This window comes from Sphingomonas sp. SUN019 (genome assembly GCF_024758705.1).
Taxonomy (GTDB): Bacteria; Pseudomonadota; Alphaproteobacteria; order Sphingomonadales; family Sphingomonadaceae; genus Sphingomonas.
Genome location: NZ_CP096971.1, coordinates 406149 through 431510, shown reverse-complemented (window position 1 = coordinate 431510; position 25362 = coordinate 406149). Strand labels below are relative to the sequence as shown.

Genomic DNA, 25362 nt, shown 5'->3' with positions numbered 1-25362 from the left:
GGAAAGTCATGCGTACCGAACCGAAGAAGCGCCGGAAGAAGAACGGCTTTACGCTCGTGGAACTGATGGTGGTCGTGGTCATCATCGGCCTGCTGGCGACGATCGTCGCGCTGAACGTGCTGCCCTCGGGCGACACCGCGCGCATCCAGAAGGCGAAGGCCGACATCGCTACGATCGAGCAGGGCTTGGAGCTCTACAAGCTGCAGAACGTCAATTATCCGACGACCGCGCAGGGGCTTCAGGCGCTGATCTCCGCGCCATCGGGGTTGGCCGATCCGTCGCGCTATCAGGCGGGCGGGTATCTGAAAAAGCTGCCCGACGATCCGTGGGGCAAGGCGTATCTCTACGCCTCGCCGGGCCGGAACGGCGCGGCCGACGTCTGGACCAACGGCGCGGACGGCAAGGAAGGCGGCGAGGGGATCGATGCCGACATCGGCTCCTGGCAATAGGCCCACCGCGCAACGCGGTTTTACGCTGATAGAGCTGATGGTCGTCGTGACGATCATCGGGCTCGCGTCGGCGGCGGCCGTGCTGGCGATGCCCGATCCGCGCGGGCGACTGGCCGACGAGGGAACGCGTTTTGCGGCGCGGGTGCGCGCGGCGCAGGACAGCGCGATCATCGAGGCGCGGCCGGTCAGCGTGTGGGTGACGCCCGCGGGTTACGGCTTCGATCGCTGGCAGGCGGGCGGCTGGCGTGCGGTGGACGAAAAACCGCTGCGGGTGGAGCGCTGGTCGGACGGCACCAGCGCGGCGGTGACGTCTCGTGTCAGGCTGTCGTTCGATGCGACCGGCATGGCCGACCGCGCAGTCGACGTGCCGCTGCGGCGCGATCGAGCGCGGGTGACGGTATCGATCGCGGCGGACGGCAAGGTCCGGGTCGATGGCTAACCGAAGCGGCTTTACCCTCATCGAGATCATGGTCGCGCTGGTGGTGTTCAGTCTCGCCGCGCTGGCGTTGATCCGGCTGGAGGGAGCGACGATCCGCTCTACCGGTATCCTGGAAGAGACGCTCCTCGCCCAAATGGTTGCGCGGACGATCGCGGTGGAGGCGGTGACCGAGGGGACGCCGCCTGCGCTGGGCCGGGCGAGCGGAGTCGCGCAGAATGGCGGACGCGGGTGGCGCTGGACGCGCGACGTGCGCGCGACCGGCGATGCGCAGATTCTCCGCGTCGATGTCGCTGTGTTGGATAGCGGCGGGCGAACCGCGGGACGGCTGACAATGATCCGCCCGCCGACGATCACGGCGACCGCGCGATGACTCCCTCGCGACACCAAGCGGGGTTTACCCTCGTAGAAATCATGGTCGCGCTGCTGGTCTTCGGGATGATCGCGGCGGCCGGAGCGGCGCTTTTATCGTTCAGCGTGCGGGCGCAGGGGGCGACGGCGGCGAAGCTGGACGATGTCGGCGCGGTGGCGCGGCTCGATTCGCTGCTCGCTGCGGATTTCGCGCAGGCGGTCGACCGGCCATCGCGCGACGAGCGAGGGACGTTGCTGCCCGCCTTCACCGGTGACGGGCTGTCGTTTCGGCTGGTGCGCGGCGGGTGGATGAACGTCGACGCCGCGCCGCGATCGTCGTTGCAGAAGGTGGAATATCGCTTTTCCGCTAACGCGATCGAGCGGATCGCTTATCCTCTGGTCGATGGCGCGGCGCCGTTACCGCCGACGGTGGTGCTCGATCGTGTGACCGGACTGACGTGGCGCTACCGCATCCAGGGCGCGTGGAGCGAACGGTGGGACGGGACGCAAGGGTCGCCATTGCCGCAGGCGGCGGAGATGACGATCCAGCGCAGCGACGGGCGCAGCTATCGCCAAATGTACCTCGTCGGATCGGGCGCGCCGCCCGAGCCGCCGGAAATCCCCGAGCCGTCAAATGCGACGTGACGGCGAGCGCGGCGCGGCGCTGCTGACGGTGCTGCTGCTGGTCGCGATCGTCGCGGTGCTGGCGGCGACCGCGCTGGAGAAATTGCGGCTGTCGACACGGGCAGCGGGCAATGCCGTCGCGATCGATCAGGCGCGCGCTTATGCCTATGCCGCCGAGACGCTGGCGACGTCGCGCGTCACGACCTTGCTGTCGCGCGATCCGAGCCGCGTGACGCTGGCGGGCGGGTGGAGCGGTAAGCCGTTCGGGCTGCCGATCCCCGGTGGCGCGGCGACCGCGCGGGTGACCGACGGGGGCAATTGCTTCAACCTCAACAGTTTGGTCGTCGCGGGCGATGCGGGCGTGTACGCCGCCTCCACCCCGGCGATGCTGCAATTCGCGCGATTGATGCGACTGATCGGCGTGCCCAATGGCGAGGGCATCGCGGCGGCGACCGCCGACTGGATCGACAGCGATTCGGCTGAGCTACCGGGTGGGGCAGAGGATGGCGCTTACGGCGGACGCGATCCCGGATATCGCACTGCGGGGTCGTTGATGGCCGATCCGAGCGAACTGCGCGCGGTGGCTGGGGTCACGCCCGAAACCTACGCGACGCTGCGGCGCTGGGTCTGCACGTTGCCCGAGGCGAAAGTCTCGACGATCAATGTCAATACGCTGACGCCCGAACAAGCGCCTCTGCTGGCGATGCTGCTGCCCGACACGCTCGGCATAGAGGGCGCGCGTGCGCTACTGCTGCGGCGGCCGCTGGCGGGGTATCCAAGTGCGGCGGAGTTCTGGAACAGCCTGTCGCGAGGCAGTGCGATTACGCCCGATCCGGCGGCGCAGGCGCAGGCGGGCGTGACGTCGAAATGGTTCGCGCTGAACATCGACGTGCGGATGGGGGCGACCGAATTGAACGAAACCGCGCTGATCGACGCGACGGACCTTCCCGCGCGGCTCGTGTCGCGGCAATGGGGCGATGCGACATGAGTGCGACATTGCTCTTCTTGCCCGCCGTGGCCGACGATCCCTGGTTGTGGGCGCGCATTTCCGACGATGCGGTCGTCGCGCGCGGTGAAGGCGTGCCCGAGGGCGACGATTCGCCGATAATCGCGGTTGCGCCAGCCGATGCGGTGACGCTGCACTGGGCCGAACTGCCCGATCGTTCCGCGGCGCAGGCGGTGGCGGCGGCGCGTATCCTGGTGTCGGACGCGAGCGCGGTGCCGGTCGGCGAACTTCATGTAGCGGTCGGTGACGAGGCGACGCCGGACCGTCCGATCGGCGTGGTCGCGAACGATCGGATGCACGCGTGGCTCGCGATGCTGGCGGCGCAGGCGATCGATCCGGCTGCGATCATTCCCGCGCCGATGCTGCTGCCGCGACCTGACGAGGGATATCTGCGCGCCGATCTGGGCGGGCAGGCGGTCGTGCGGGGCGCGACCAGCGGCTTTGCCGACGAGGCGCGGCTGACCGAACTGATCACCGGTGGGGCGACGCCCGAGACGATGGGGCGCGAGGCGCTGGAGGCGGCCTTAGTCGCGACCGTCGCGTCGCCCGCGCTCGACATGCGGCAGGGCGCGTTCGCGCGACGCACGCGGCGCGCAATTGACTGGCGGTTGGTACGGCGGCTGGCGCTGCTGGGCGCTTCGATCCTTCTCGCCACGCTGGCGATCGATCTGGTGCGGATCGCGAAATATTCGGTTGGGGCATCGACACTGGAGGCGCGCGCCGACGCGGTCGCGCGCACCGGCCTACCGCGCGGGGCGGATCAGGGCGATTCGGCGCGGTTGCTGGCTGAACGCCTGTCGCGGCTGCGCGGGCCGGGCGAGGGGTTCAGCCGCACCGCCGCCGCCATCACCGCCGCGATCCGGTCCAGCGCCGGAACCGAACTGACCGCGCTGACCTTCGAACCGACCGGCGAATTGCGCGCGACCGTCGCCGCCGAGGGCGAGGCGCAGGTCAACGCGCTCGTTTCTCGGCTGCGTGAGACGGGGTTCGAGGTCCAGCCGAGCACGTTCGAATCCTCCGGCGGTCGTGTTTCCGGGCAAATCACGGTGAGCGCGCCATGACCGAACTTCGCGCCTGGTTTACGGGGCGGTCGTTGCGCGAGCGGCGGCTGATCCTCGTGATGTTCGCGCTGCTGGCGATCACGATCGTCTGGGCGGCGGTGATCCGGCCGGTCCGCGACGGACTCGCCTCGTCGCGCGATGCGCACGCCAGCGCGGTGGTGCGGCTGGGCGAGACCGAGGCGCAGGTGCGCGCGCTCAAATCGATCCAACGCAGCCGCCCGCAACCGCTCGACGCGCCGCTCGCCGATGCGATCCGCGCGCGCGCCGACACCGCGGGCTTCGCGCTCGCCAGCCTAGAGCCGGAGGGGGATCGCGTGCGCATCTCGATCGCCAGCGCCAAGCCCGGCGCGCTGCTCGGCTGGATCGCGGGGCTGGAGGCGGAGGGGATATTGGTCGACGGGGTGACGATCAGTGGCGCGGGGCCGGGGATCGTCAGCGCGACGATGACGCTGAAGGCGCGGTCGGCATGAGACGGATACGGCTTTCCACTGGTCCGCGGGCGCTGTTCCTGGCGATGTTCGTCGTCGCGATGATCGCGTTCCTGCCGCTGCGGCTCGCGCTCGGCTGGGTGGGTCTGGGCGATCAGGGCATGACCGCGCGCAGCGTCGGGGGCAGCGTGTGGGCGGGGTCGCTGACCGAGGCGCGGTTCGGCGCATTGGCGCTCGGCGATCTGGAGGCGGGGGTGTCGCCGCTGAACCTGCTGATCGGGCGCGCGCGGGTGGATTTCGACGGGCGTGACGATCCACCCGCGCCGGGCCTGACGGGTGCGATCACGCTGACCCGGCATAGCGTCGGGATGGACGACGTGACCGCCTCGCTTCCGGTCGGCAACGCCTTTGCACCGGTGCCCGTGACCATCCTCGACCTCGATCAGGTGAGCGTCCGCTTCGATGGCGATTCGTGCGAACGCGCCGAGGGCCGCGTGCGCGCGACGCTGGGCGGCGACTTGGGCGGAACGGCGATCCCGGTATCGATGAGCGGCAGCGTGCGTTGCGACGGCGGCGCGCTGCTGATCCCGCTGGCCAGCGCGAGCGGCGGAGAGGGGGCGGCGATCCGCGTCTGGCCCGACAGCCGCTATCGCGCCGAACTGACGCTGGCGGCGAGCGATCCGTTGGCCGTGCAGCGGCTGCAGCTGGCGGGTTTCGTGCAGACGCCAGCCGGAATGCAACTGTCCATCGAGGGGCGCTTCTGATAGCTTGACGCCTGACCGCCCGCCCCGCTAGAGGCGCATTCCTTCGCGGCGACCGTAGTTCAATTGGTTAGAGCGTCGGCTTGTGATGCCGGAAGTTGCGGGTTCAAGTCCCGTCGGTCGCCCCATTATTCTTCCCCGGATGTGCCATGATTAACTGGGGCTTCCCCGACTTCGACGACCATGAGGGCGTCCATCTGTTCACCGATCCGGCATCGGGGATGCGCGCGGTGATCGCCGTACATTCGACGACGCTGGGGCCGGCCGCGGGCGGCGTGCGCTTCTGGCATTACGGCAGCGAGGAGCGCGCGATCACCGACGCGCTGCGGCTGTCGCGCGGCATGAGCTTCAAGAATGCGATGGCGGGGCTGGAGCTGGGTGGCGGCAAGGGCGTCGTGCTGGCGGCCAATCCCGGCGAGACGATCACCGAGGATCAGCTGAAGGCGTTCGGCCGCGTCGTCGAATCGCTTGGCGGGCGGTACGTGACGGCCGAGGATGTCGGCATGTCCGAAGCGCGGATGAAGACGATCGCTGGTGAGACGCGTTACGTCTCCGGCCTGCCGGTCGCCAGCGGCGCGGCGGGCGGCGATCCGGGGCCGTACACCGCGCTGGGCATCTATCTGGGTGTGAAGGCCGCGGCGCAGCGGGCGCTCGGCGCGACCGACATGCGGGGCGTGCGCGTCGCGGTACAGGGCGTCGGATCGGTCGGCGGCGGGCTTGCTAAGCTGCTCGCGGCAGACGGCGCGGTGCTGACGCTGGCTGATGTCGACGAGGGCCGCGCGCAGCGGCTGGCGGGCGAACTCGGTGCGACTGCGGTGGCGGCCGAAGGTATTCTGGGCGTCGAGGCGGACATCGTTAGCCCGAACGCCTTGGGCGCGATCCTGACCGAAGGATCGATCGCGGGGTTGCAGGCGAAGGTCGTCGCGGGCGGCGCGAACAACCAGCTTGCGACCCGCAACGATGGCCACCGCATCCACGAGCGCGGCATCCTATATGCGCCCGACTACGTCATCAACGCGGGTGGGATCATTAACGTCGGGCTGGAATATCTCGGCCATGGCGACGAGGCCGAGGTGAAGGCGCGGATCGCGCATATCCCTGACCGGCTGACCGAGGTGTGGAACGAGAGCGACGCGTCGGGCGATCCGGCGTCCGAAGTCGCGGACCGCATCGCGCGGCGGTTGATCGGGCGGTAGGCATGTCGATCTGAACTGCGCACTTGGCGCGTGACGTCAGTGAGAATCGACAATATGTTGATTTCAGTGCCCGCCCTTCACGCCTTCGCCAATCCCAAACGCTTCCTGTCGATCGCGCGGCCGCTCACGCCTGTACTGACGTGGCTGGGCGCCGCGCTGATCGCGATCGGGTGCTGGGCCGGCCTCACGCAGACCCCGCCCGATTATCTGCAGGGCGAAACGGTGCGCATCCTCTACATCCACGTTCCCGCCGCCTGGCTCGGCATGGGCGGTTGGAGTGCAATCGCAATATCCAGCATCACCTTCCTAGTCTGGCGCCACCCGCTGGCCGATGTCGCGGCGCGCGCGATCGCGGTGCCGGGCGCGGCGTTCGCGCTGATCTGCTTGGCGACGGGGTCGATCTGGGGGCGGCCGACATGGGGGACGTGGTGGCAATGGGATGGGCGGCTGACGTCGATGCTGCTGCTGTTCTTCGTTTATCTCGGCTACATCGCGCTGGCTCGTGCCGATCGCGAGCGTGGCGGCGACGGGCGGATCGCGGCGCTCTACGGGATCGCGGGGACGGTGTTGCTGCCGATCATCCGCTATTCGGTGGTGTGGTGGAACACGCTGCATCAGGGCGCCAGCATTGGCCTCACCAAATCGACGATCGATTCGTCGATCCTGTGGCCGTTGCCGATCATGCTGGGCGGGTTCACCCTGCTGTTCGCAGGGATCGTGCTGATGCGGATGCGGACGCTGCTGGCCGAGGCGAAGGCCGAGGCGCGGTTGCGCCGGCGGGCCACCGCATGAACCCGTGGCCCTTCGTGACTGCGGCCTATGTCGTGACGATCGGCGGGACTGTAGCGGTCGCGCTGTGGAGCTGGATCGCGATGAAGCGAGCGGAGAAGTGAAGGCCAAGCATCAACGGCTGTCGCTGGCGTTGCTGGCGATCGCGGCGATCGTCGCGGCGGCGTTGCTCGCGCTGTCGGGGCTGAAGGATCAGGCGGCGTTCTTCTACGCGCCGTCCGATGTGGTCGGCGAACTTCCGCCGCTCGACCGCGCGGTGCGGCTGGGCGGGATGGTTGAGGGCGGATCGATCCGGCGCGCGGCGGACGGCGTATCGATCGCGTTCCTGGTGACCGACGGCAAGGCGACGACGCCCGTCACCTTCTCCGGTATCGCCCCCGATCTGTTTAAGGAAAGGTCGGGCGTTGTCGCGGAGGGGCATTTCCGCGCCGACCGGTCGTTCGTCGCGACCAATCTGCTGGCCAAGCACGACGAGAAATATATGCCGCCCGAACTGGCCGGAAAAATGCACGAGACGCGGACGCTTCAGCCATGATGGGCTTCGTTGCGCTCGGTGCGATCGCACTGCTGGCGTTCGCTGCGCTGGTGCTGCTGAAGCTGCCGCGCGGGCTGTGGATGCTGGCGGGCGCGGCATTGTTTCTCGGTGCGGCAGGCTATGCGTGGCAGGGTCGCCCAGCGCTGGCCGCGACCCCCGCCAAGCCTGTTGGCGATCCGGGCGCGGTCGATCCCGAGATGGTCGTGCTGCGTGAGATGCTGCTCGGGCGACTGTCTGCGGACGCGTCGTACATCGTCGCGTCTGAGGCGATGACGCGAGCGGGCGAACCGAAGGCGGCGGCGCAGGCGATCTTGGGCGGATTGCACAAGATGCCGCGAAGTTTCGTGTTGTGGACCATGCTCGGGACCACGCTCGCCGCAAACGACGACAATCAGATGTCGCCCAGCGCGCTGTTCGCGTTCCAGCAGGCGACGCGTCTCGCGCCCGAACATCCGGCACCGCCGTTTTACGCCGGCCTCGCCTATATTCGCAGCGGCGATTTCCCGCGTGGAAAGCGTCTGTGGCTGCGCGCGATTGCATTGTCCCCGCCAAAAGCACCTTATCGACAGGAAATAGCGGTCAGGCTGGCCGTGCTCGATCAGTTCGTTGCGATGACCGCAGGCGCACCGCCGACACGCTGACGCTATTTTCCGCGGCCCGTCTTTTCCTGCAGCGCATCGATCCGTTTCGAGGCGTCGGCCTTGGTCAGCGTCTCGTCGAAAGGTTCATCCGCCTCTTCGCTCAATGTCTTCAGATAACTCGCCTGCGCCCCGGTCATCTTTTCGTCGCCTGTCGTCCAGTCATCGGGATCTTTCTCGGCGTTAGAAAACGGTTCGGCTTTCGGATTGCTGTCGGTCATACAGAAATTCCTTTCATTGTTCCAACATATATGTTCATTTAATGTTCCTGACGGGCATCGGTTGCCGCTCCCCAAGGTGCGTGCTAGTGCCCGCGCCGCCATGAGCACCAATATGGGTCTTCCCGTCATGCCTACGGTTTCAGCGATCTCGTGAACACCGACGCGGCAAGCGGCGCCCAGCCTGCAGCCGAACCCAGAGCCGAGCCCTCGGTAGAGATACCGCACGGCCACAGCCATGCGCGTGACGGCCTGGCCAAATTGGCGCTCGGCGCGGTCGGCGTGGTGTACGGCGATATCGGCACCAGCCCGCTTTATGCGATGAAGGAGGTGTTCGTCGGGCACCATCCGCTGGCGGTCGATCAACCCCATATCTTCGGTGTCGTCAGCCTGATCTTCTGGTCGCTGGTGCTGATCGTCACCGTCAAATACGTCATGGTCATCATGCGCGCCGACAATAATGGCGAGGGCGGCAGTCTGGCGCTGCTGGCGCTGATCCAACGCCGTAGCGGTGCGGGAAAACGGTGGGGGCCGAGTCTGGTCATTCTCGGCGTGCTCGCCGCCGCGCTGTTCTTTGGCGACTGCATGATCACGCCCGCGATTTCCGTGCTGTCCGCGGTCGAGGGGTTGGCGACCGTTCAGGACGGATTCGATTCGTTCGTCATTCCCATCGCGGTGGCGATCATTATCGGGCTGTTCTGGCTGCAATCGGTCGGCACCGCGCGTGTCGGCAAATTGTTCGGTCCGATCATGGCGCTGTATTTCATCGTCCTGTCGGTGCTGGGCGTCATGCATATCCTCGACCGCCCGGATATCCTGTTGGCGCTCGATCCGCGCTGGGCCGTTCGGTTTGCTGCAAACGACGGAATGCTGGCGTTCCTGGCGCTCGGCTCGGTCGTGCTGGCGGTGACGGGCGCGGAGGCGCTGTATGCCGACATGGGGCATTTCGGGCGCAAGCCGATCGCCTATGCGTGGCTGTGGTTCGTGTTTCCGGCGCTGATGCTGAATTATCTGGGTCAGGGCGCATTGCTGCTGGGTGATCCCGGCGCGGCGCGAAACCCGTTCTTCCTGATGGCGGACGAAAGCCTGCGGTTGCCGCTGGTGATCCTGGCCACGATGGCGACGGTTATTGCCAGTCAGGCGGTCATCACGGGGGCGTATTCGGTCGTGCAGCAGGGCGTTCAGCTTGGGCTGATGCCACGGCTGCGGATCGAACATACCAGCGCGTCCGAGGCCGGACAGATCTACATTCCGTCGGTCAACTGGGCGTTGCTGGCGATGGTGCTGCTGCTGATCTTCGGCTTCGGCGAATCGTCCAATCTCGCGGCCGCCTACGGTATCGCGGTGACGGGCACGATGTTCATCAGCACGTGCATGGTTGCGGTGCTGATCCACCGTGTGTGGCATTGGCCGGTGTGGGGGACGGTCGCCTTCACCGCGATATTCCTCATCATCGATGGTCTGTACTTCGCATCGAACATGACCAAGATACCCGATGGCGGCTGGTTCCCGCTGCTCGTCGCGCTGGTGGTGTTCGTATTGCTCACGACCTGGGCCACGGGTCGCAAGCTGATGATCGAGCGGATGCGTGAGGGTGCGATGCCGATCAAGGTGTTCATCAACTCCGCCGCTGGATCCGCGACACGCGTGCCGGGCACGGCGGTATTCATGACCTCATCACCCGAAGGGGTGCCGCACGCTCTGCTGCACAATCTGAAGCACAATCGCGTGCTGCACGAACGTGTCATCCTGTTGACCGTAAAGGTCACCAATATGCCGTACTGGCCGGTCGACGATCGTTTCCAGCATGAGGATCTGGCGCAGGGGTTTCACCGCGTCGTACTGCGCTACGGGTTCATGGAGGCGCCGGACGTGCCAGCCGCGTTGAAGGTGTTCCATGAATGCGGTGCGGAATTCCGCATGATGGACACCAGCTTCTTCCTGTCGCGGCAGACCTTGCTGGCGTCGGAACGGCCGGGAATGGCGCTTTGGCGCGAGAAATTGTTCGCCTGGATGCTGCGCAACGCGGAAAGCGCGATGGAGTTCTTCAAGCTGCCCACGAACCGCGTGGTAGAACTGGGCAGCCAGATCGAGATTTGAGCGAGCCCACACCCATCCCAGCGCCCATTATCGTGACGGCGCTATTCGGTGCGCAGGATCAGTCGTTTTTCGACGGTCAGCGGACGCGGTATTTTCCGCCCGAACGCAACCACCTCGCGGCGCATCTCACGATGTTCCACCACCTCCCGCCATCGATCGCGAACGAAGTGAAGCATCGCCTGTCGCAGGAGACGCGCGGCGTTCGCGCGCCGGTCGCGCGGGTTGCGGGGCTGGTCTCGCTCGGACGTGGGGTCGCCTATCGCATCGAAAGTCCTGATCTGGCGTCGATCCGGCAGCGGTTGACGGACGCCTTTGCCGGTCTGCTGACGCCGCAGGATCAGGCGGGCTGGCGTGCGCACGTCACGGTGCAGAACAAGGTGGAACCGGCGGTCGCAAAGGCGCTGCTGAGCGACCTGCAGACCGGCTTCGCGCCGCGGCCTGTGGCTATCGCGGGACTTGCCGCGTATTGGTATCGCGGCGGGCCGTGGGAGTTGATGTCACGGCATATGTTCGCACCTTGACCGCCCGAAAACCACTGCTATAGCCCGCGCCTCACGAGTGAAGCACGCCTTCGATGGCGGAGTAGCTCAGTTGGTTAGAGCGGCGGAATCATAATCCGTAGGTCGGGGGTTCAAGTCCCTCCTCCGCTACCACTCGTGAACGTTCGTTTCGATCGTATCGCTGGCGCCATGGCTTGATTGGTGCGATCCTCCGCCTATTGGCGGGAGGCTGCGATGCGGCATGTTATCTTGATCGGTTTCGGATTGCTTCTGTCGGCCGCTGCGGCGTCGCCGCCGACGATCGCTTCGTTGCTCGCCGGGACGGCGGGGCGTTGGCAGGGCGAGCTGCAATATCGCGATTACCAATCGAACAAGTGGGAAGGCCTCCCGGTCAAGGTCGCGATCGTCGCCCAGCCGGATGCCCTGACGACGGTCCGCACCGCAGAATTCGATGACGGGCCGACGACGGGCCTGGTCTGGATCACGACGTTGTCGACCATTGATCCGGCGACCGGCAAGGAGAGCTATGCGTCGGCGCGCAAGGGCAAGCCGTTCGAGAGCGGATCGGCGCAATTGACGCTGCCGTCACCGCCGCGGGATGCAACGCACTGGACGATCGTCGCGACCGATACGCGCAACGACGGCAATGGGATGGCGAAGGTGCGCGAAACGACGGTGCGCGACGGCGCGCGGATGACCACGCAGAAGGATGTCGACCCGATCGGCGACGGTAAGGACGAATGGCTGCCGCGTAACCGTACGGCATTGACGCTGATCGAATAAGGCTCAGGCGGGGACGCCGAACAGATCGTGTTCGTCGGCGTCCTCGATCACGACCGGCACGATATCGCCCTGCGCCAGATGCCCGGCGTCGCGCAGATGGACTTCGCCGTCGATGTCGGGCGCGTCGGCGTAGGACCGGCCGGTCGCGCCGTCTTCCCCCACCACGTCGATGATGACGTCGAAGGTGCGACCGATCTTGGCCTGCAGCTTCGCCGCGCTGATCGCGGCGCATTTGTCCATGATGCGGGCGTAGCGTTCTTCCTTCACTTCCTCGGGGACGTGATCGGGAAGCGCGTTGGCGGAGGCGCCCTCCACGGGCTCGAAGCGGAACGCGCCGACGCGGTCGAGCTGCGCTTCGTCGAGCCAGTCGAGCAGATACTGGAAATCGGCCTCAGTTTCGCCGGGGAAGCCGACGACGAAGGTCGATCGGATCGCGATATCCGGACAGATATCACGCCAGCCGTGGATGCGGCTCAGCACCTTGGCGTCGTTCGCGGGACGCTTCATGCGGCGCAGGACGGCGGGGGCGGCATGCTGGAACGGGATGTCGAGATAGGGGAGGATCAGTCCCTCGGCCATCAGCGGGATGACGTTGTCGACGTGCGGATAGGGATAGACGTAGTGGAGGCGCACCCACGGGGCGATCTTGCCCAGTTCACGCGCCAGATCGGTCATGTGCGCGCGCACTTCGCCGCCGCCCTTCAACGGATACGTCGCGTGGCGGATGTCGACGCCGTAAGCCGAGGTGTCTTGGCTGATGACCAGCAATTCCTTCGTTCCCGCCGCCACAAGCTTTTCAGCTTCGCGAAGAATCGCGTCGGGGCGACGGCTGACGAGATCACCGCGGAGCGAGGGGATGATGCAGAAGGCGCAGCGGTGGTTGCAGCCCTCCGAAATCTTCAGATAGCTGTAGTGACGCGGGGTCAGTTTCAGCCCGGCGTCGGGGATCAGATCGAGATAGGGCGACAGCCCCGCGGGCGCGGCGGCGTGAACCGCCTCCACCACCTGTTCGTATTCGTGCGCGCCGGTGATCGCGAGCACCTGCGGGAAGCGCGTACGGATCGCATCGGCTTCCTTCCCGAAACAGCCTGTCACGATGACGCGGCCGTTCTCCGCAATCGCCTCGCCGATCGCCTCCAAGCTTTCTTCCTTCGCCGAATCAAGGAAGCCGCAGGTGTTGACCAGCACGACATCGGCGCCGACATAGTCGGGCGACATCTGGTAACCGTCGGCGCGCAGCTGAGTCAGGATCCGTTCGCTGTCGACCAGATTCTTCGGACAGCCGAGCGAGACCATGCCCACGCGGGGCGGGGAGGGGAGTTTCGTTGCCATGGGAGGCGCGGCACATAGCGACTTGCGCTCAAATTTCATAGAGTGACGCGGATGCACCGTTTTCACCTGATCCCACACCCCAATCATCCGCCGCTGGCGGTGCGCGAGATTACCGTGGAACTGCATCTGACGGACCGGGACGATGTTCTCCTGACCTATGTCGTGGAAGGGGCCGAGCGGCTTATCGTGCCGGAGTTGGTCACGCCCGAACGCGCTGACGGGCTGTGGAAGACCACCTGTTTCGAGCTGTTCCTGATGTTCAACGACGACGACGAACGATACGTCGAGTTCAATTTCTCCCCATCCACACGGTGGGCGGCGTACACGTTCGACGGCTATCGCGAGGGGATGGCCCCACTCGACCGCGACATAGCGCCGCAGATCGAGCGATTATCGGACCGCATTGAGGTGGACTGCGACCTCGGTGGATTGCCGCCGGGGCCGCTGCGCATGGCGTTGACCGCGGTGATCGAGGAGCAGGGCGAGCGGAAGTCGTTCTGGTCGCTCGCGCATCCGCCGGGCGCGCCGGATTTCCACAACCCGGCTTGCTTCGTCGCGCGGCTCCCGGCACCTGACGCCTCATGAAATTCGGTATCGATCGCCTGCTCGCCGACCCTGCCTTGCGCAAGCCGCTGGAGGGGAAACGCGTCGCCTTGCTCGCCCACCCTGCGTCGGTGACCGCCGACCTGACGCACAGCCTCGACGCGCTGGTCGCGGCGGGGGTGAACGTCACCGCGATGTTCGGGCCGCAGCACGGCGTGCGCGGTGATTTGCAGGACAATATGATGGAGTCGCCCGACTTCACCGATCCGACCTACAACGTGCCGGTCTTCAGCCTGTACGGCGAGGTGCGGCGGCCGAGCGGGCAATCGATGCACACGTTCGATGTGCTGCTGGTCGATCTGCAGGACGTCGGCTGCCGCATCTACACCTTCGTGACGACATTGCTGTACGTGCTGGAAGCAGCGGAAGCGCATGGGAAAGCGGTGTGGGTGCTCGATCGCCCCAACCCCGCCGGCCGCCCGGTCGAGGGGCTGACGCTGCGACCCGGCTGGGAGAGTTTCGTCGGGGCGGGGCCGATGCCGATGCGGCACGGGATGACGCTGGGCGAGATGGGGCGGTGGTTTGTCGACCATTTCCGGCTCGACGTGGATTACCACGTGATCGCGATGGAGGGGTGGCAGCCCGAGATTGGGCCGGGCTTCGGCTGGCCTGCCGAACGACCGTGGATCAACCCAAGCCCCAACGCCGCCAACGTCAACATGGCTCGCGATTACGCCGGCACCGTGATGCTGGAGGGGACGACATTGTCCGAAGGCCGCGGGACGACGCGGCCATTGGAGCTGTTCGGTGCGCCGAATATCGATGCGAAGGCGGTGATCGCCGAGATGCGCCGCCTCGCACCCGAGTGGCTGACCGGCTGTACATTGCGCGACGTGGCGTTCCAGCCGACCTTCCACAAACATCACGGTCAACTGTGCAGCGGTGTCTTCATCCACGCCGAGGGGGCAGGGTACGATCACGCCGCGTTCCGCCCGTGGCGGGTGCAGGCGCTGGCGTTCAAGGCGATCCGCATACTATATCCGGACTACGACCTGTGGCGCAACTTTCCGTATGAATATGAGTTCGACAAGCTCGCGATCGACGTCATCAACGGCGGCCCGGCGCTACGCGAATGGGTTGACGATACGTCCGCAACGCCCGCCGATCTCGATGCGATCACGCTGCCCGACGAGGCCGCGTGGATGGAAACCCGGCGATCGTACCTACTTTATTGAGTGATCGTCGCCGTCGCGGGGTGATGCTTGTCGAGGTGGCGCTTGATCGTCTTCAGGTTGCGCGTGTTCGACCGGTAGAAGAAATCAGCCGCATCGCCGATCAACGGCACCGCGCCCAGGAGCGCGTCGAACCCGACGCGGCCCGCCATCCGCGTCAGCTGGAACTTCGTCATGCCGAGGTTGCGCGCCTCCCACACGATCCACGCGCCCAGTGCGGCGGCGAACAGGTCGCCGACGACCGGGACCAGCCCCAACGCGAAGTCCAGCCCCACGCGCCGGTTGATGCCGGGGATGACGACAGCGCCCTCCAGCAATTGCTCCATCGCCTCGATCCGCTTGCGGACCGATGCGGGATCTGTCCCCGGCGTAATGCCGGTGGCGAACGGGGCGGGGTCGATATGGGTTGCGCGCTCTGTCATCACCCTCAATTGGTGTCGCGACGCAGCCGGTTCAACGGGTGCCACGCGCGCGCGTTCGCCTGCCACTGCCGCAAGCGCAGCGCGACCAGCGACCAGCGGAACGGCCGCGCGATTGGGATGTACGACACGTCGAGCGCCAGCGCAGCGTCGGCAGCGGCCAGCGCGGCGGCGCGTTGGCCCAGCGTCGGGGCGAGCCGCGCGGCCTCGATTGCTGCCGTCGCCTCGGTGCTGCATGGCGCGCAGGCATTCGCGACGTACCAGCGCGCGCTATCATGCGGCGCGACCTGATCGATCAGCCGCAGGTCGGCGTCATCGTCCATCCCGACGCGCGTGGGACGGACGCCGATCGCCATCAGGTCGACCGCGATGCGAGTCCACAGCGTCGTCGCTCCCGGACCGACCGGCAATGCGACGCGAACCGCCGGTGCGGCGCCACGGTTAGCGCCGCGCCATCGCGCTACCGCGTTGCGGCCGGCGATCCGACGATCGGCGAGCGGAACGCTGGCCCAGGCGGGTTGTGCGGGCGGAATGGTCGAATCGAGCTGATCGGGAAGCAACGTCTCGGTCGGCGTCCAATCGGGGGTGAAGGTTTCGGTCAGGGCCTCGCGGTCGATCGCGCCGGCCACCGCGGCGCGGTTCTCGACCGCGGCCAGAAAACCTTCGCGATTGACGATCGTCAGTCCGAACAGACCGGCCGCGGGATCGAGACGGATGTTGGCGGGGGCGACCTCCGTCATGGCGATCAGCGGCCAATCGGCGATCGTGCCGCCGGTCACCAGATCGGACTGTTTCGCAGCGAAGCGGACGATCGCACGCGCGGCGCGTTCCGAGATCAGCCGCACGTCGTCTTCGGGCGTTGGCTCACGCTGCTCGTCGATCGCGCGGTTGGGATCGGGAACCGGCGTCATCCGGAGCGATCGCGCTCCCTGCCGCACGATGCGGAAAGGCCCGGTGCCGCCCGGTGGACGCAACCGCACGATCGCCATTTCGGGCTGGGCGAACAGCTTCAGGAGATCGGGTCGCGGGCGGCTCAGCTCGATCTGGATCACCTGCGGCGTCATCTCGACGATCGAATCGATCGCAGTCAGATACGGCGCGAGCGGGTTGTGCGAACCCGGCGCGATCTGCCGTTTCAGGATGGTCACGATATCGGCCGCGGTAACCGGCTTGCCGTCGGACCATTCGGCGTCGCGCAGACGGAAGATGTAGCTGTTGCCTTCGTCGGTGACGATCCAGCGTTCGGCGATCCCGGGTTCGATCTGCCCTGCGGCGTCGAACCGAACCAGGCCCTGAGCGATCGAGTCGGCCAGCACGCGCGCCGGCGTATCGCGCTTCGTAAGACTGGCATCGCTGAGTTCCGGCGGCTCGCCGATCGCGCTGACGACGACCGGCCCTACGTCTGCGCGCTGGCCGCATCCCGCGAGCAGAAGCGCAGCGAGCAGGGTGGTGCGGACGGCGGGACTCGAACCCGCATGCCGTTGCCAGCGAGGGATTTTAAGTCCCGTGCGTCTACCAATTTCGCCACGTCCGCACACAGCGTCCGAAAGAGACGACGGCGCGGCTGGCGTCAAGCGCGGGGCCGCATCATCCGGTGGCGGTCACACGTTCAGGCGGACGCGCATTTCCTTGCCGGGTTTGAAATAGGGCACGCGCTTGGCGGTAACGTCGACCAGTTCGCCGGTGCGCGGGTTGCGGCCGGTACGCGCGCCGCGTGCGCGGGTGGAGAAGGCGCCAAAGCCACGCAGTTCGACCCTGCCGTCCTCGGCAAGCCGTCGCACGATCTCATCGAAAAACGTCGACACGATCGCTTCGACGTCGCGCAACGACAACTCCGGGTTGTCCTCTGCAATCTGCTGTACAAGTTCAGACCGGATCATCCTCGGCATCCCCAAAGGTTTGCCGAATCACACTATCCGGCATCGCGGTTACACGCTCCGCAATAGATACAGGTCAATCGGTTCACCGAATAGGTCCGAAGTGAAACTTTTTGTCGCCATATGACAACATAGGATAGGGGGAGCCGGGCGGGCGATTGCCCACCTGGCTCCCCCGCTCGTCGTATCAGTTCTTGCCGTCGTCGGTCTTCGCCTTGAGCGCCGCACCCAGGATATCGCCGAGCGATGCGCCCGAATCCGACGAGCCGTATTGCGCCACGGCCTGCTTCTCTTCGGAGATCTGCATCGCCTTGATCGAGAAGGTAGGCTTCTTCGACCGATCGAAGCCGGTGACCATCGCGTCGAACTTCTGCCCGACCTGGAACCGCTCCGGACGCTGCTCGTCGCGATCGCGGCCTAGGTCCGTACGCTTGATGAAGCCGGTCGCGCCATCGTCGCCCTGCTGCACTTCGAGGCCCGCGTCGCGAACTTCGAGCACGGTCACGGTGACGACCGCATTCTTGTTCAGCTTGTCGCCAGCCGCCGCGATGCCGCCCGCAACGGGTGCGCCACGCTCGAGCTGCTTCATGCCGAGCGAGATGCGCTCCTTCTCGGGATCGATGTCGAGCACGACTGCCTGGACGGTTTCACCCTTGCGATGGAGGTTCAACGCATCCTCGCCCGACACGCCCCACGCGATGTCCGACATATGGACCATGCCGTCGACGTCGTTGTCGAGCCCGATAAACAGGCCGAATTCGGTCGCGTTCTTGACTTCGCCCTCGACGGTCGAGCCGATCGGATGTTCGGCGGCGAACGCCTCCCACGGATTGCTGATGGCCTGCTTCAGGCCCAGCGAGATGCGACGCTTGTCCTCGTCGACCTCGAGCACGATGACGTCGACTTCCTGCGAGGTCGACACGATCTTGCCCGGATGGACGTTCTTCTTGGTCCAGCTCATCTCGCTGACATGGACCAGGCCTTCGATGCCCGCTTCCAGTTCGACGAACGCGCCATATTCGGTGATGTTCGTGACGCGGCCCGACAGCTTCGCGCCGACCGGATACTTCGCCATCGCGCCATCCCACGGGTCGCTCTCGAGCTGCTTCATGCCGAGGCTGATGCGCTGCGTGTCCTTGTTGATGCGGATGATCTGCACCTTCACGGTGTCGCCTATGTTGATCATCTCGCTCGGGTGGCCGACGCGCTTGTAGCTGAGGTCGGTGACGTGCAGCAGGCCGTCGATCCCGCCGAGATCGACGAACGCACCGTAATCGGTGATGTTCTTAACCACGCCTTCGATGATCTGGCCCTCGGCCAGGCTCATGATCAGGCCCGAACGCTGCTCTGCACGGGTTTCTTCGAGGACAGCGCGGCGCGATACGACGATGTTGCCGCGCTTGCGGTCCATCTTCAGGATCTGGAACGGCTGCGGGATGTCCATCAGCGGGGTCACGTCGCGCACCGGGCGGATGTCGACCTGCGAGCCGGGCAGGAACGCCACCGCGCCGCTCAGGTCGACGGTGAAGCCGCCCTTCACGCGGCCGAAGATCACGCCTTCGACGCGCGCGGTCTTGGTGAATTCGGTTTCCAGCTTGTCCCAGGCGGCTTCGCGGCGGGCGCGATCGCGCGACAGCATCGCTTCGCCGTGGACGTTTTCCACGCGGTCGACATAGACCTCGACTTCGTCACCGACCTTCAGCTCGGCCTTCTGGCCCGGCGCGGCGAATTCGCGCAACGGCACGCGGCCTTCGCTCTTCAGCCCGACGTCGATGACCGCCATGTCGTTTTCGATGCCGGTGACGGTGCCGTGCACCACGCGGCCTTCGAAGCTGTCGGCGCCGCCGAACATGTCATCGAGCATCGCCGCGAAATCGTCGCGTGTGGGATTTGCCTGGGTGGCCATAAAAGTCAGTGTCCTAAATCGTTCGTTTCGGGCCAGCCGGTTGTGTCCGGCGGTCTTGGCCTAAACGCCGCGCAGGCCCCATGCCGACGCAGCATCCGTGCGAAATGGAGCAGTGGCGGACCTCGACGCACAAATGCGAAAAGGGCGCGTGAGGAATCCTCCGCGCCACGCCGCCGCAAGCCCCAGCCCGCCGGACCGCGCGCCCTTAGCGCAACAGCGGCTTCAGGGCAAGATAGCGCGGCATTTCAGGGGATGGGATCGGCATAGCTGTCGATCACCGGCCCGAGCGCATCGCGCAGCGGCCCGAGATGGCGGTCGAAGCGACGCCATTGATTGGTACCCTGATTGCCGATCGGTTGGCGGACCTGTTCGGCGCTGGGCGTACGGATCGCGCCTGCGTTCTCATGCGGCGACAGGCAGGCGGCGTCGAACGGCAGATGGAGATAGTCGAGCAAGGCGCGAACCTCCCCCTCCACATCGGCGATCAGGCGTTCGTTGACGACACGGTGGACTCGGCCGGGCAGGGCGCGATCATACGCGCGCATCAACTCGACATAATCGACGTAATAGCGACCAAGCTCAGTCAGTTCATAGCTGAACTGCTGATGATGCGCGAAGCTTTGCTTGAAACAGGAAAAGCCCGTCGCCATCGGATGCCGCCGCGCATCGACAATCCGCGCGTTGGGCAGGATTAGCTGAATCAGTCCGACGTGATGGAAATTGTTGGGCATCTTGTCGATGAAGTACGGCCGTTCGGTGCGCCGCATCGCGCCTGCGCGATCGAGATATTCGCGGCCCATCGCGTAGCGCTGCTCGGGCGTCAGCGTCGCGAGGATTTCCGGGTAGTGGCCCGTGGCGTCCTTGCCCGCGCGGTCGTCAATCCGCTGGATGATCCGGGTCAGGAACGACAGTTCGCGCGTGCTTTCGACCAACGGATGGCTGCCGATGATTTGTTCGACCAGAGTCGATCCCGAGCGCGGCATCCCGACCACGAAGATCGGTTCGGGCGACGGGCAGCCGCCGGGGCGAGCGGCGAAGAAGGCGGCGTCGAACAGGGTCTCGCAGCGGTGCCGCAGGGTGGTCGTTTCCTCGGCGTCATAGGGGGTCGTCTCACGCCGCAGCGCATTGCCGCGGGAATAGTGCGCGAAGGCGGTTTCGTCCTCCTTCGCGTCTTCCATCGCCTTTCCCAGCGCGAATTCGGTTGCGGCGCGGTCGGCGTGGCTGGTGCCGGGATTCGCCACCAGCGCGCGCATTGCCGTCACATCCGCATCGGTGAAGCGGAACGTCTTGAGGTTGGCCAGGCTCCACCACGTTTCGCCGACCGAGATGTCACGCGCGATCGCCTGTCGATAGGCGGCGATCCCTTCGTCGGTGCGACCGACCGACTTCAAAGCATGCCCCAACCGCAGCCACGACGACGCGGCGCCATCGGGCGCTTCGGCCAGCAGTTTCTGGAGCAGTTCGATCGCGGCCTCCTCGTCGCCGCGCTGGATCAGCAGCGCGCCCTTCAACTCGCGCGCCGGAATGTCCGACGGAACTTCGTTCAGGATCAGCGCGACCTGCTCAAGCCCTTCGGCGGTGCGCGAGCGACTGTAGTGCGCGAAGGCCAGGCTCTGGCGGGCCGGGCGGAAGCCGGGCGCGATCTCCAGCGCGCGCGTCAGCAACCGGTCGGCATCCTCGAAATGCCGCGCGCGCACCGCGAGATCGCCGAGCATCGCCAGCGCCGCCGCATCGCTCGGCCGCGCAGCCAGGCGCTCCTTCAACAATCGTTCGGCAGCGGCATAGTCGCGTTTCGTCATCGCCGCCTTGGCCGCCGCCATATCCGGTTCGCGCAAAGCCGCCTCGATCGCGCGCAATTGCGCGTCGGCCGCCATCTGTGGCGCGCCCGCCGCCCGCCACGCGCCGGCCAGCGCGCGCCAGCCGATCGACGTGCCAGGATCGAGCGCGCGATGCCCTGCAAGCAGTTCGCGCGCCTGTTCGGGCTGTTTCGCCTCGATCAACCGGCGCACCTCGCCGAGCAGATTCGTCAGCGGATCGAGCGTGTTGGTTTCGGTCGTCATGCCGCGGTCGTAGCTCAGCCGCGGCGGCGGGTCACGATGCTTTGGCGCGTGCCTCCGGCGCGGTGGTTTCGCGCTCGGCCTGTCCGCCGACGCGCGCGTCGACCAGCGCGATCGCCTTCTGCACGCTGGCCTCGATCGACAGGAAACTGGTGTCGAGCAGCGCCGCGTCATGCGCCGGGGTCAGCGGCGCGGCGGCGCGGGTGCTGTCACGCTGATCGCGCGCCCGGATATCGGCCAGCACCCGGTCAAGGCTGAGCATCGATCCGTGCGCCTGCAATTCGGCGTGGCGGCGCTTGGCGCGGATCGTCGGAGTCGCGCGGATGAACAGTTTTGCATCGGCGTCGGGGGCGATGACGGTCCCGATGTCGCGCCCGTCGAGTACCGCACCGCTCGTCTGATGCGCGAACCTCTTCTGCCGCTGCAGCAGCGCGGCGCGCACCAACGGATGCGCCGAGACGATCGAGGCGACCTTTCCGACATGATCCTCACGCAGCACCGGATCCGCCAGCGTCAGTTCGTCGAAATCGCACGCCGCGACCGCATCGGCCTCGATCGCGGGGTCCAACTCCAGGCGCAGCACCGTCGCGGCGACGGCACGGTAGAGAAGCCCCGTATCCAGATGCGGCAGATTGTAATGACGGGCGAGCGCCTTCGCGATCGTCCCCTTGCCCGAAGCAGCCGGGCCATCGACGGCAATAATCAACGCACACCCCGACACAATTGCGCAAGCTGATCGAAAAACGCCGGATAACTGGTCGCCACCGGGCCTGCGTCATCGATCGAGACGGGTTTCGCCGCATGAAGTCCAGCCACCGCCATGCTCATTGCGATACGGTGGTCGAGTTTCGAGGCGACCCGACCGCCGCCGGGGATCGCTTCGCCGCCGCTACCGTCGATCGTCAGGCCGTCGTCGTGTTCTTCACACGCGACGCCGTTCGCTTCGAGCGCGTCACGCATCGCGGCGATACGGTCCGATTCCTTCACCCGCAGTTCGTGAGCCCCGCGTGCGATCGTGCGGCCCTGTGCAAACGCCGCGGCGACGAACAACACGGGATATTCGTCGATCATCGATGGCGCGATGTCGTGCGGCACCTCGATCCCGGTCAGTGCGGCGTGCCGCACGCGCAGGTCGGCGACCGGCTCGCCCCCCACGTCGCGAGGGTTCAGTTCGGTGATGTCCGCGCCCATCAGCCGCGACACCGCGATCAGCCCGGCGCGGGTCGGGTTCAGCCCGACATTCTCGACCACGATGTCGCTGCCGGGCACGATCGAGGCGGCGACCAGCCAGAACGCGGCGGACGAGGGGTCGCCCGGTACTACGATTGACTGCGGCTTCAACCCCGCCTCGCCGTGGAGCGAGATGACGCGGCCGCGGGTGGTCGCCTCGACGGTCAGGTTCGCACCGAAACCCGCCAGCATCCGTTCGCTGTGATCGCGCGTCGGGACGGGTTCGATCACCCGCGTGATGCCCGGCGTGTTGAGCGCGGCGAGCAGGATCGCCGACTTCACCTGCGCCGACGCGACGGGCAGCGTGTATTCGATCGGGATCGCGGGACACATCCCGCGGACCATCAGCGGCAACTTTCCGCCGGGGGAGGCGGTTATGTCCGCCCCCATCGTCGAGAGCGGATCGATCACCCGCGCCATCGGCCGTCCCGAAAGCGAGGCGTCGCCGGCGAAGGTCGCGGTGATCGGGTGGCTCGCGACCAATCCCATCAGCAACCGGGTCGACGTGCCCGAATTGCCCATGTCGAGCGCCTGGGCCGGCTGCAGCAATCCGCCGACGCCGACGCCATGGATGCGCCAGACGCCGTCCTCGCCACGTTCGATCTGCGCCCCCATCGCGCGCATCGCCGCCGCGGTGGCGAGCACGTCCTCGCCCTCCAGCAGTCCCTCGACCCGGCTTTCGCCGACCGCCAGCGCCGACAGCATCAACGATCGGTGGCTGATCGACTTGTCGCCCGGCACGCGGATACGGCCGTGCAAGCCGGTGCTGGGTTCGATCGTAACGGGCCGAGCGGGGGGGTGCGTCATCGCGGCGGCGCTTTGACAGCGCCCTTGTGCTATGGCAAGGCGCGCCCACTTTGCGGAGGAGACCTCTGCAGACCACCCATTCGAAAGGCTGAATACGGCATGATCAAGCCGGAGTGGGGCACGAAACGCTCGTGCCCGAAATGCGCGACGCGTTTCTACGACCTCGAAAAGGACCACCCCGTCACCTGCATCGAATGCGGGTATGCGTGGGAGCCGGAAGCAATCCTGAAGTCCAAGCAACCGCTGCCGTTCGAGCAGGCGAAGGTCGCCAAGGAGAAGGTCGACGACGATCTGGCGGGTGACGATGAGGATATCGACACCGGTGAAGACGAGGAGCCCTCGGCCGACGACGAAGTCGATCTGGGCGGTGACGATGATCTGGGCGTCGAAGCCCCGACCAACGACGACGACAATTGATCTGATGTGATCGGGTGAGGCAGGCGGTGCGACGCGCCGCTTGCCAAGCCCGCAGCGCCTCGTTAGGGGGCGCTCCCGGACGGATGGGGCCGTAGCTCAGCTGGGAGAGCGCTGCAATGGCATTGCAGAGGTCAGGGGTTCGATCCCCCTCGGCTCCACCAATTCGCGCCGGCGACGCGACAGCATAGCTGTCGCCAGCCTCAGGCGCGAACGGCCAGCGGCGCTCAGGCGCCGACTGACGACGCGGCTTCGCCGCGGCGTTCAGCCGTACCTAAATCCTACCGCTCCACCACATCCCGCTTCATCGGCGCAAGCTTCGCCAGGAACCGGTTTTGCGCGCGGAAATCCACGCCCTCGGCGCGCATCGCGGCCTGCAAATTCTCTACCAGAGCGCCCATGTCGGCCTGCTGAATGCCCATATCCTTGTGCGCATCCTTCATGGTGCGGCCGGAATAATCGCAGCCGCCGTTCAGGATGTAGCAGAACTGCTCCTTCAGCACGCGGCGCAGGCGGACCATGTCCTGCCCCTTGAAGATATCGCCGATGCGCGGATCGGACTGGTTGCGCGCGACGAACGCCTCGACGATCCGATCGACCCCTTCGCGCCCGTGAAATGCGCGCCACATCGCGTCGTCTGCGAACGCCGTCGCGCCGGCATTGGCGTTGTTCTGGGTATAGGGATCAACCGCTTCTTCGGTGGGGGCTGCCTGCGCGCCAAGCAGCAAGACGGTGGCGAGAAACAACGACATGAAACCTCCTAGAATGCGCCCTGCAGCGACAGGAACAGCCCGCGCTGGTTCTTGACCGTCGCGATGTCACCAAGGTCGGCGTAGGCGGCGGTGACGGTGACGTTGCGGTGGACCGCCCAGGCGGCGAAGACGTCGAATGAATCGTCCTCTTCCGCAAAGCCGAGATTGTCGGGCTTCGTGCGATATTCGGCCCCGACGACGATGCTGGGGCTGAGCATGACGCCTGCCGATCCCTCGAACTGGGCGGTTCGCGAAGATTGCTTGTCGCCGCCGAAGCCCAGCAGCCCCCATTGGTTGGCTTTCGTGAAGCGGACCGTCGCGTTCAGGATCGCGCTTTGCGACAGGATCAGCTTCGTCGCGGCGACGTAGATATCCGCGCCCTTGTCCTGTCGCGCGCCGACCGCGCGGACGACCGCGTCGCGGTTCGCGTCCTTGTATTGCACGCCGACCGCGACCTGCGGCACCCAACTGTCCTGCGCCCAGATCGCGTCGCCCAGCAATCGGACCTTTGCGCCGAACACGTCCTGTCCGAAGGTGAACCCCTTGCCGAGACCAAGCGCCGCGCCCGCATCGCGCGTGTCGAAGACGTGGCGGGTGTAAGACAGCTCAACCCGGTCGTGGATGCCGATCGCCGCGCCGAAGCTCTTCAGCGAGAAGTCGGGGAGGGCGACCAGCGTCGCGTGCGCCGATCCGCCGATGCCGCGGTTCGTTTCGTTTCCTGCGATCACCGCCCATGTCGCGATGCCGCCGCCCGCGGCGCCCTCGACCGTGGTGATGCCGTCGGTCAGCAGCAGTTTCCCACCCGCGCGGCCATCGTCGGCATACGCCGGGGCTGCGGCGATCAATCCGAGAGCAATCAAGAATCTGGAGAAGATCATCGGCGTTTCCAGGTGGTTCGTTCCTGCTCGCAATGACCCC

General features: G+C 66.4%; 29 protein-coding genes and 4 tRNA genes. 21 read left to right on the top strand and 12 right to left on the bottom strand.

Annotated features, from left to right (window positions below):
* Positions 1–8 precede the first annotated feature (8 nt).
* The 13 genes from gspG (at position 9) to M0208_RS02125 (ending at position 8277) form a co-directional block, all read left to right on the top strand.
* On the top strand, positions 9–449 hold the full coding sequence (gspG, locus tag M0208_RS02185; protein WP_258890102.1) for a type II secretion system major pseudopilin GspG: 441 nt from the start codon (positions 9–11) through the stop codon (positions 447–449).
* Positions 424–888, top strand: coding sequence for a GspH/FimT family pseudopilin (locus M0208_RS02180; RefSeq protein WP_258890101.1), 465 nt, complete (start codon positions 424–426; stop codon positions 886–888). The genes gspG and M0208_RS02180 overlap by 26 nt, the downstream gene beginning before the upstream one ends.
* The gene (gene gspI / locus M0208_RS02175) at positions 881–1258 is read left to right on the top strand and encodes a type II secretion system minor pseudopilin GspI (RefSeq protein ID WP_258890100.1); all 378 of its coding nucleotides are present in this window, start codon (positions 881–883) and stop codon (positions 1256–1258) included. The genes M0208_RS02180 and gspI overlap by 8 nt, the downstream gene beginning before the upstream one ends.
* Positions 1255–1881: a type II secretion system minor pseudopilin GspJ gene (gene gspJ, locus M0208_RS02170; protein WP_258890099.1), complete on the top strand. Its 627-nt coding sequence runs from the start codon at positions 1255–1257 to the stop codon at positions 1879–1881. Before gspI ends, gspJ begins: the two co-directional genes overlap by 4 nt.
* Positions 1871–2848, top strand: a complete 978-nt coding sequence (gene gspK / locus M0208_RS02165; protein ID WP_258890098.1) for a type II secretion system minor pseudopilin GspK — start codon at positions 1871–1873, stop codon at positions 2846–2848. Before gspJ ends, gspK begins: the two co-directional genes overlap by 11 nt.
* Before the next feature lie 26 nt (positions 2849–2874).
* Complete coding sequence (gene gspL, locus M0208_RS02160; RefSeq protein WP_258890097.1) at positions 2875–3927, top strand: type II secretion system protein GspL; 1053 nt, start codon at positions 2875–2877, stop codon at positions 3925–3927.
* The gene (locus M0208_RS02155) at positions 3924–4397 is read left to right on the top strand and encodes a type II secretion system protein M (RefSeq protein WP_258890096.1); all 474 of its coding nucleotides are present in this window, start codon (positions 3924–3926) and stop codon (positions 4395–4397) included. Before gspL ends, M0208_RS02155 begins: the two co-directional genes overlap by 4 nt.
* Complete coding sequence (gene gspN / locus M0208_RS02150; protein ID WP_258890095.1) at positions 4394–5119, top strand: type II secretion system protein N; 726 nt, start codon at positions 4394–4396, stop codon at positions 5117–5119. Before M0208_RS02155 ends, gspN begins: the two co-directional genes overlap by 4 nt.
* 48 nt (positions 5120–5167) lie before the next feature.
* Positions 5168–5244, top strand: a tRNA-His gene (locus M0208_RS02145).
* A 21-nt stretch (positions 5245–5265) separates the two neighbouring features.
* A complete protein-coding gene (locus M0208_RS02140; RefSeq protein ID WP_258890094.1) occupies positions 5266–6312 on the top strand; it encodes a Glu/Leu/Phe/Val dehydrogenase dimerization domain-containing protein in 1047 nt (348 codons plus the stop codon).
* A 66-nt stretch (positions 6313–6378) separates the two neighbouring features.
* Positions 6379–7104 (top strand): heme ABC transporter permease CcmC, encoded by a 726-nt coding sequence (gene ccmC, locus M0208_RS02135; protein WP_258890093.1) that lies wholly within the window; start codon positions 6379–6381, stop codon positions 7102–7104.
* Positions 7105–7201: 97 nt separating this feature from the next.
* Positions 7202–7636, top strand: coding sequence for a cytochrome c maturation protein CcmE (gene ccmE, locus M0208_RS02130; protein WP_258890092.1), 435 nt, complete (start codon positions 7202–7204; stop codon positions 7634–7636).
* Positions 7633–8277 carry a hypothetical protein gene (locus M0208_RS02125; protein WP_258890091.1) on the top strand — a complete coding sequence of 215 codons (645 nt, stop codon included), beginning with the start codon at positions 7633–7635 and terminating at the stop codon, positions 8275–8277. Before ccmE ends, M0208_RS02125 begins: the two co-directional genes overlap by 4 nt.
* A gap of 2 nt (positions 8278–8279) precedes the next feature.
* On the opposite strand, the gene M0208_RS02120 is transcribed toward M0208_RS02125, so the two are convergent.
* The gene (locus M0208_RS02120; protein ID WP_258890090.1) at positions 8280–8495 is read right to left on the bottom strand and encodes a DUF3072 domain-containing protein; all 216 of its coding nucleotides are present in this window, start codon (positions 8493–8495) and stop codon (positions 8280–8282) included.
* A gap of 216 nt (positions 8496–8711) precedes the next feature.
* Here M0208_RS02120 and M0208_RS02115 point away from each other — a divergent pair, with 216 nt between their 5' ends.
* The 4 genes from M0208_RS02115 to M0208_RS02100 all read left to right on the top strand — a co-directional run bounded on the left by M0208_RS02115 (position 8712) and on the right by M0208_RS02100 (position 11875).
* A complete protein-coding gene (locus tag M0208_RS02115; RefSeq protein WP_258893147.1) occupies positions 8712–10592 on the top strand; it encodes a potassium transporter Kup in 1881 nt (626 codons plus the stop codon).
* 32 nt (positions 10593–10624) lie between these two features.
* Complete coding sequence (locus M0208_RS02110) at positions 10625–11113, top strand: 2'-5' RNA ligase family protein (protein ID WP_408988072.1); 489 nt, start codon at positions 10625–10627, stop codon at positions 11111–11113.
* 55 nt (positions 11114–11168) lie between these two features.
* Positions 11169–11245: transfer RNA gene (locus M0208_RS02105), tRNA-Met, on the top strand.
* An 81-nt stretch (positions 11246–11326) separates the two neighbouring features.
* Complete coding sequence (locus tag M0208_RS02100) at positions 11327–11875, top strand: hypothetical protein (protein WP_258890089.1); 549 nt, start codon at positions 11327–11329, stop codon at positions 11873–11875.
* Positions 11876–11878: 3 nt separating this feature from the next.
* Here M0208_RS02100 and rimO read toward each other — a convergent pair whose 3' ends face one another.
* Positions 11879–13207, bottom strand: a complete 1329-nt coding sequence (gene rimO / locus M0208_RS02095) for a 30S ribosomal protein S12 methylthiotransferase RimO (protein WP_258890088.1) — start codon at positions 13205–13207, stop codon at positions 11879–11881.
* Between the two features lie 51 nt (positions 13208–13258).
* Between rimO and M0208_RS02090 the strand changes: the two genes are divergently transcribed.
* Both M0208_RS02090 and M0208_RS02085 read left to right on the top strand, forming a co-directional pair.
* Positions 13259–13792 (top strand): DOMON-like domain-containing protein, encoded by a 534-nt coding sequence (locus tag M0208_RS02090; protein WP_258890087.1) that lies wholly within the window; start codon positions 13259–13261, stop codon positions 13790–13792.
* The gene (locus M0208_RS02085) at positions 13789–14985 is read left to right on the top strand and encodes a DUF1343 domain-containing protein (protein ID WP_258890086.1); all 1197 of its coding nucleotides are present in this window, start codon (positions 13789–13791) and stop codon (positions 14983–14985) included. Before M0208_RS02090 ends, M0208_RS02085 begins: the two co-directional genes overlap by 4 nt.
* Here the strand turns inward: M0208_RS02085 and M0208_RS02080 are convergent.
* The 8 genes from M0208_RS02080 to aroA all read right to left on the bottom strand — a co-directional run bounded on the left by M0208_RS02080 (position 14979) and on the right by aroA (position 23278).
* Positions 14979–15404: a DUF4112 domain-containing protein gene (locus M0208_RS02080; RefSeq protein ID WP_258890085.1), complete on the bottom strand. Its 426-nt coding sequence runs from the start codon at positions 15402–15404 to the stop codon at positions 14979–14981. The genes M0208_RS02085 and M0208_RS02080 overlap by 7 nt on opposite strands.
* Before the next feature lie 5 nt (positions 15405–15409).
* Positions 15410–16717, bottom strand: a complete 1308-nt coding sequence (locus M0208_RS02075) for an ABC transporter substrate-binding protein (RefSeq protein WP_258890084.1) — start codon at positions 16715–16717, stop codon at positions 15410–15412.
* Positions 16718–16848: 131 nt separating this feature from the next.
* Positions 16849–16935, bottom strand: a tRNA-Leu gene (locus tag M0208_RS02070).
* A 67-nt stretch (positions 16936–17002) separates the two neighbouring features.
* On the bottom strand, positions 17003–17281 hold the full coding sequence (locus tag M0208_RS02065; protein WP_258890083.1) for an integration host factor subunit beta: 279 nt from the start codon (positions 17279–17281) through the stop codon (positions 17003–17005).
* 184 nt (positions 17282–17465) lie between these two features.
* Complete coding sequence (gene rpsA / locus M0208_RS02060) at positions 17466–19184, bottom strand: 30S ribosomal protein S1 (protein WP_258890082.1); 1719 nt, start codon at positions 19182–19184, stop codon at positions 17466–17468.
* 245 nt (positions 19185–19429) lie between these two features.
* Positions 19430–21244, bottom strand: coding sequence for a tetratricopeptide repeat-containing sulfotransferase family protein (locus M0208_RS02055; protein WP_258890081.1), 1815 nt, complete (start codon positions 21242–21244; stop codon positions 19430–19432).
* A 31-nt stretch (positions 21245–21275) separates the two neighbouring features.
* Entirely contained in the window at positions 21276–21947 is a 672-nt protein-coding gene (cmk, locus tag M0208_RS02050) for a (d)CMP kinase (RefSeq protein WP_258890080.1), read from the bottom strand.
* On the bottom strand, positions 21944–23278 hold the full coding sequence (gene aroA / locus M0208_RS02045) for a 3-phosphoshikimate 1-carboxyvinyltransferase (protein WP_258890079.1): 1335 nt from the start codon (positions 23276–23278) through the stop codon (positions 21944–21946). Before aroA ends, cmk begins: the two co-directional genes overlap by 4 nt.
* A 99-nt stretch (positions 23279–23377) precedes the next feature.
* Between aroA and M0208_RS02040 the strand changes: the two genes are divergently transcribed.
* Together M0208_RS02040 and M0208_RS02035 are read left to right on the top strand one after the other, a co-directional pair.
* Positions 23378–23695 carry an FYDLN acid domain-containing protein gene (locus tag M0208_RS02040; RefSeq protein ID WP_258890078.1) on the top strand — a complete coding sequence of 106 codons (318 nt, stop codon included), beginning with the start codon at positions 23378–23380 and terminating at the stop codon, positions 23693–23695.
* 85 nt (positions 23696–23780) lie between these two features.
* Positions 23781–23856, top strand: a tRNA-Ala gene (locus M0208_RS02035).
* Positions 23857–23973: 117 nt separating this feature from the next.
* On the opposite strand, the gene M0208_RS02030 is transcribed toward M0208_RS02035, so the two are convergent.
* Both M0208_RS02030 and M0208_RS02025 read right to left on the bottom strand, forming a co-directional pair.
* Complete coding sequence (locus M0208_RS02030; protein WP_258890077.1) at positions 23974–24444, bottom strand: group 1 truncated hemoglobin; 471 nt, start codon at positions 24442–24444, stop codon at positions 23974–23976.
* 8 nt (positions 24445–24452) lie between these two features.
* Complete coding sequence (locus tag M0208_RS02025; protein ID WP_258890076.1) at positions 24453–25322, bottom strand: DUF3034 family protein; 870 nt, start codon at positions 25320–25322, stop codon at positions 24453–24455.
* Positions 25323–25362: the final 40 nt, after the last annotated feature.

Excerpts from the sequence above, each read along its gene's own strand:
- M0208_RS02055 (WP_258890081.1), bottom strand. The coding sequence starts at position 21,244 with ATGACGACCGAAACCAACACGCTCGATCCGCTGACGAATCTGCTCGGC.
- M0208_RS02040 (WP_258890078.1), top strand. The coding sequence starts at position 23,378 with ATGATCAAGCCGGAGTGGGGCACGAAACGCTCGTGCCCGAAATGCGCG.
- M0208_RS02125 (WP_258890091.1), top strand. The coding sequence starts at position 7,633 with ATGATGGGCTTCGTTGCGCTCGGTGCGATCGCACTGCTGGCGTTCGCT.
- M0208_RS02090 (WP_258890087.1), top strand. The coding sequence starts at position 13,259 with ATGCACCGTTTTCACCTGATCCCACACCCCAATCATCCGCCGCTGGCG.
- M0208_RS02180 (WP_258890101.1), top strand. The coding sequence starts at position 424 with ATGCCGACATCGGCTCCTGGCAATAGGCCCACCGCGCAACGCGGTTTT.
- rimO (WP_258890088.1), bottom strand. The coding sequence starts at position 13,207 with ATGGCAACGAAACTCCCCTCCCCGCCCCGCGTGGGCATGGTCTCGCTC.
- M0208_RS02155 (WP_258890096.1), top strand. The coding sequence starts at position 3,924 with ATGACCGAACTTCGCGCCTGGTTTACGGGGCGGTCGTTGCGCGAGCGG.
- gspJ (WP_258890099.1), top strand. The coding sequence starts at position 1,255 with ATGACTCCCTCGCGACACCAAGCGGGGTTTACCCTCGTAGAAATCATG.
- aroA (WP_258890079.1), bottom strand. The coding sequence starts at position 23,278 with ATGACGCACCCCCCCGCTCGGCCCGTTACGATCGAACCCAGCACCGGC.
- M0208_RS02025 (WP_258890076.1), bottom strand. The coding sequence starts at position 25,322 with ATGATCTTCTCCAGATTCTTGATTGCTCTCGGATTGATCGCCGCAGCC.
- M0208_RS02140 (WP_258890094.1), top strand. The coding sequence starts at position 5,266 with ATGATTAACTGGGGCTTCCCCGACTTCGACGACCATGAGGGCGTCCAT.
- gspK (WP_258890098.1), top strand. The coding sequence starts at position 1,871 with ATGCGACGTGACGGCGAGCGCGGCGCGGCGCTGCTGACGGTGCTGCTG.
- rpsA (WP_258890082.1), bottom strand. The coding sequence starts at position 19,184 with ATGGCCACCCAGGCAAATCCCACACGCGACGATTTCGCGGCGATGCTC.
- M0208_RS02085 (WP_258890086.1), top strand. The coding sequence starts at position 13,789 with ATGAAATTCGGTATCGATCGCCTGCTCGCCGACCCTGCCTTGCGCAAG.
- gspN (WP_258890095.1), top strand. The coding sequence starts at position 4,394 with ATGAGACGGATACGGCTTTCCACTGGTCCGCGGGCGCTGTTCCTGGCG.
- M0208_RS02030 (WP_258890077.1), bottom strand. The coding sequence starts at position 24,444 with ATGTCGTTGTTTCTCGCCACCGTCTTGCTGCTTGGCGCGCAGGCAGCC.
- gspI (WP_258890100.1), top strand. The coding sequence starts at position 881 with ATGGCTAACCGAAGCGGCTTTACCCTCATCGAGATCATGGTCGCGCTG.
- M0208_RS02080 (WP_258890085.1), bottom strand. The coding sequence starts at position 15,404 with ATGACAGAGCGCGCAACCCATATCGACCCCGCCCCGTTCGCCACCGGC.
- M0208_RS02120 (WP_258890090.1), bottom strand. The coding sequence starts at position 8,495 with ATGACCGACAGCAATCCGAAAGCCGAACCGTTTTCTAACGCCGAGAAA.
- M0208_RS02065 (WP_258890083.1), bottom strand. The coding sequence starts at position 17,281 with ATGATCCGGTCTGAACTTGTACAGCAGATTGCAGAGGACAACCCGGAG.
- gspG (WP_258890102.1), top strand. The coding sequence starts at position 9 with ATGCGTACCGAACCGAAGAAGCGCCGGAAGAAGAACGGCTTTACGCTC.
- M0208_RS02100 (WP_258890089.1), top strand. The coding sequence starts at position 11,327 with ATGCGGCATGTTATCTTGATCGGTTTCGGATTGCTTCTGTCGGCCGCT.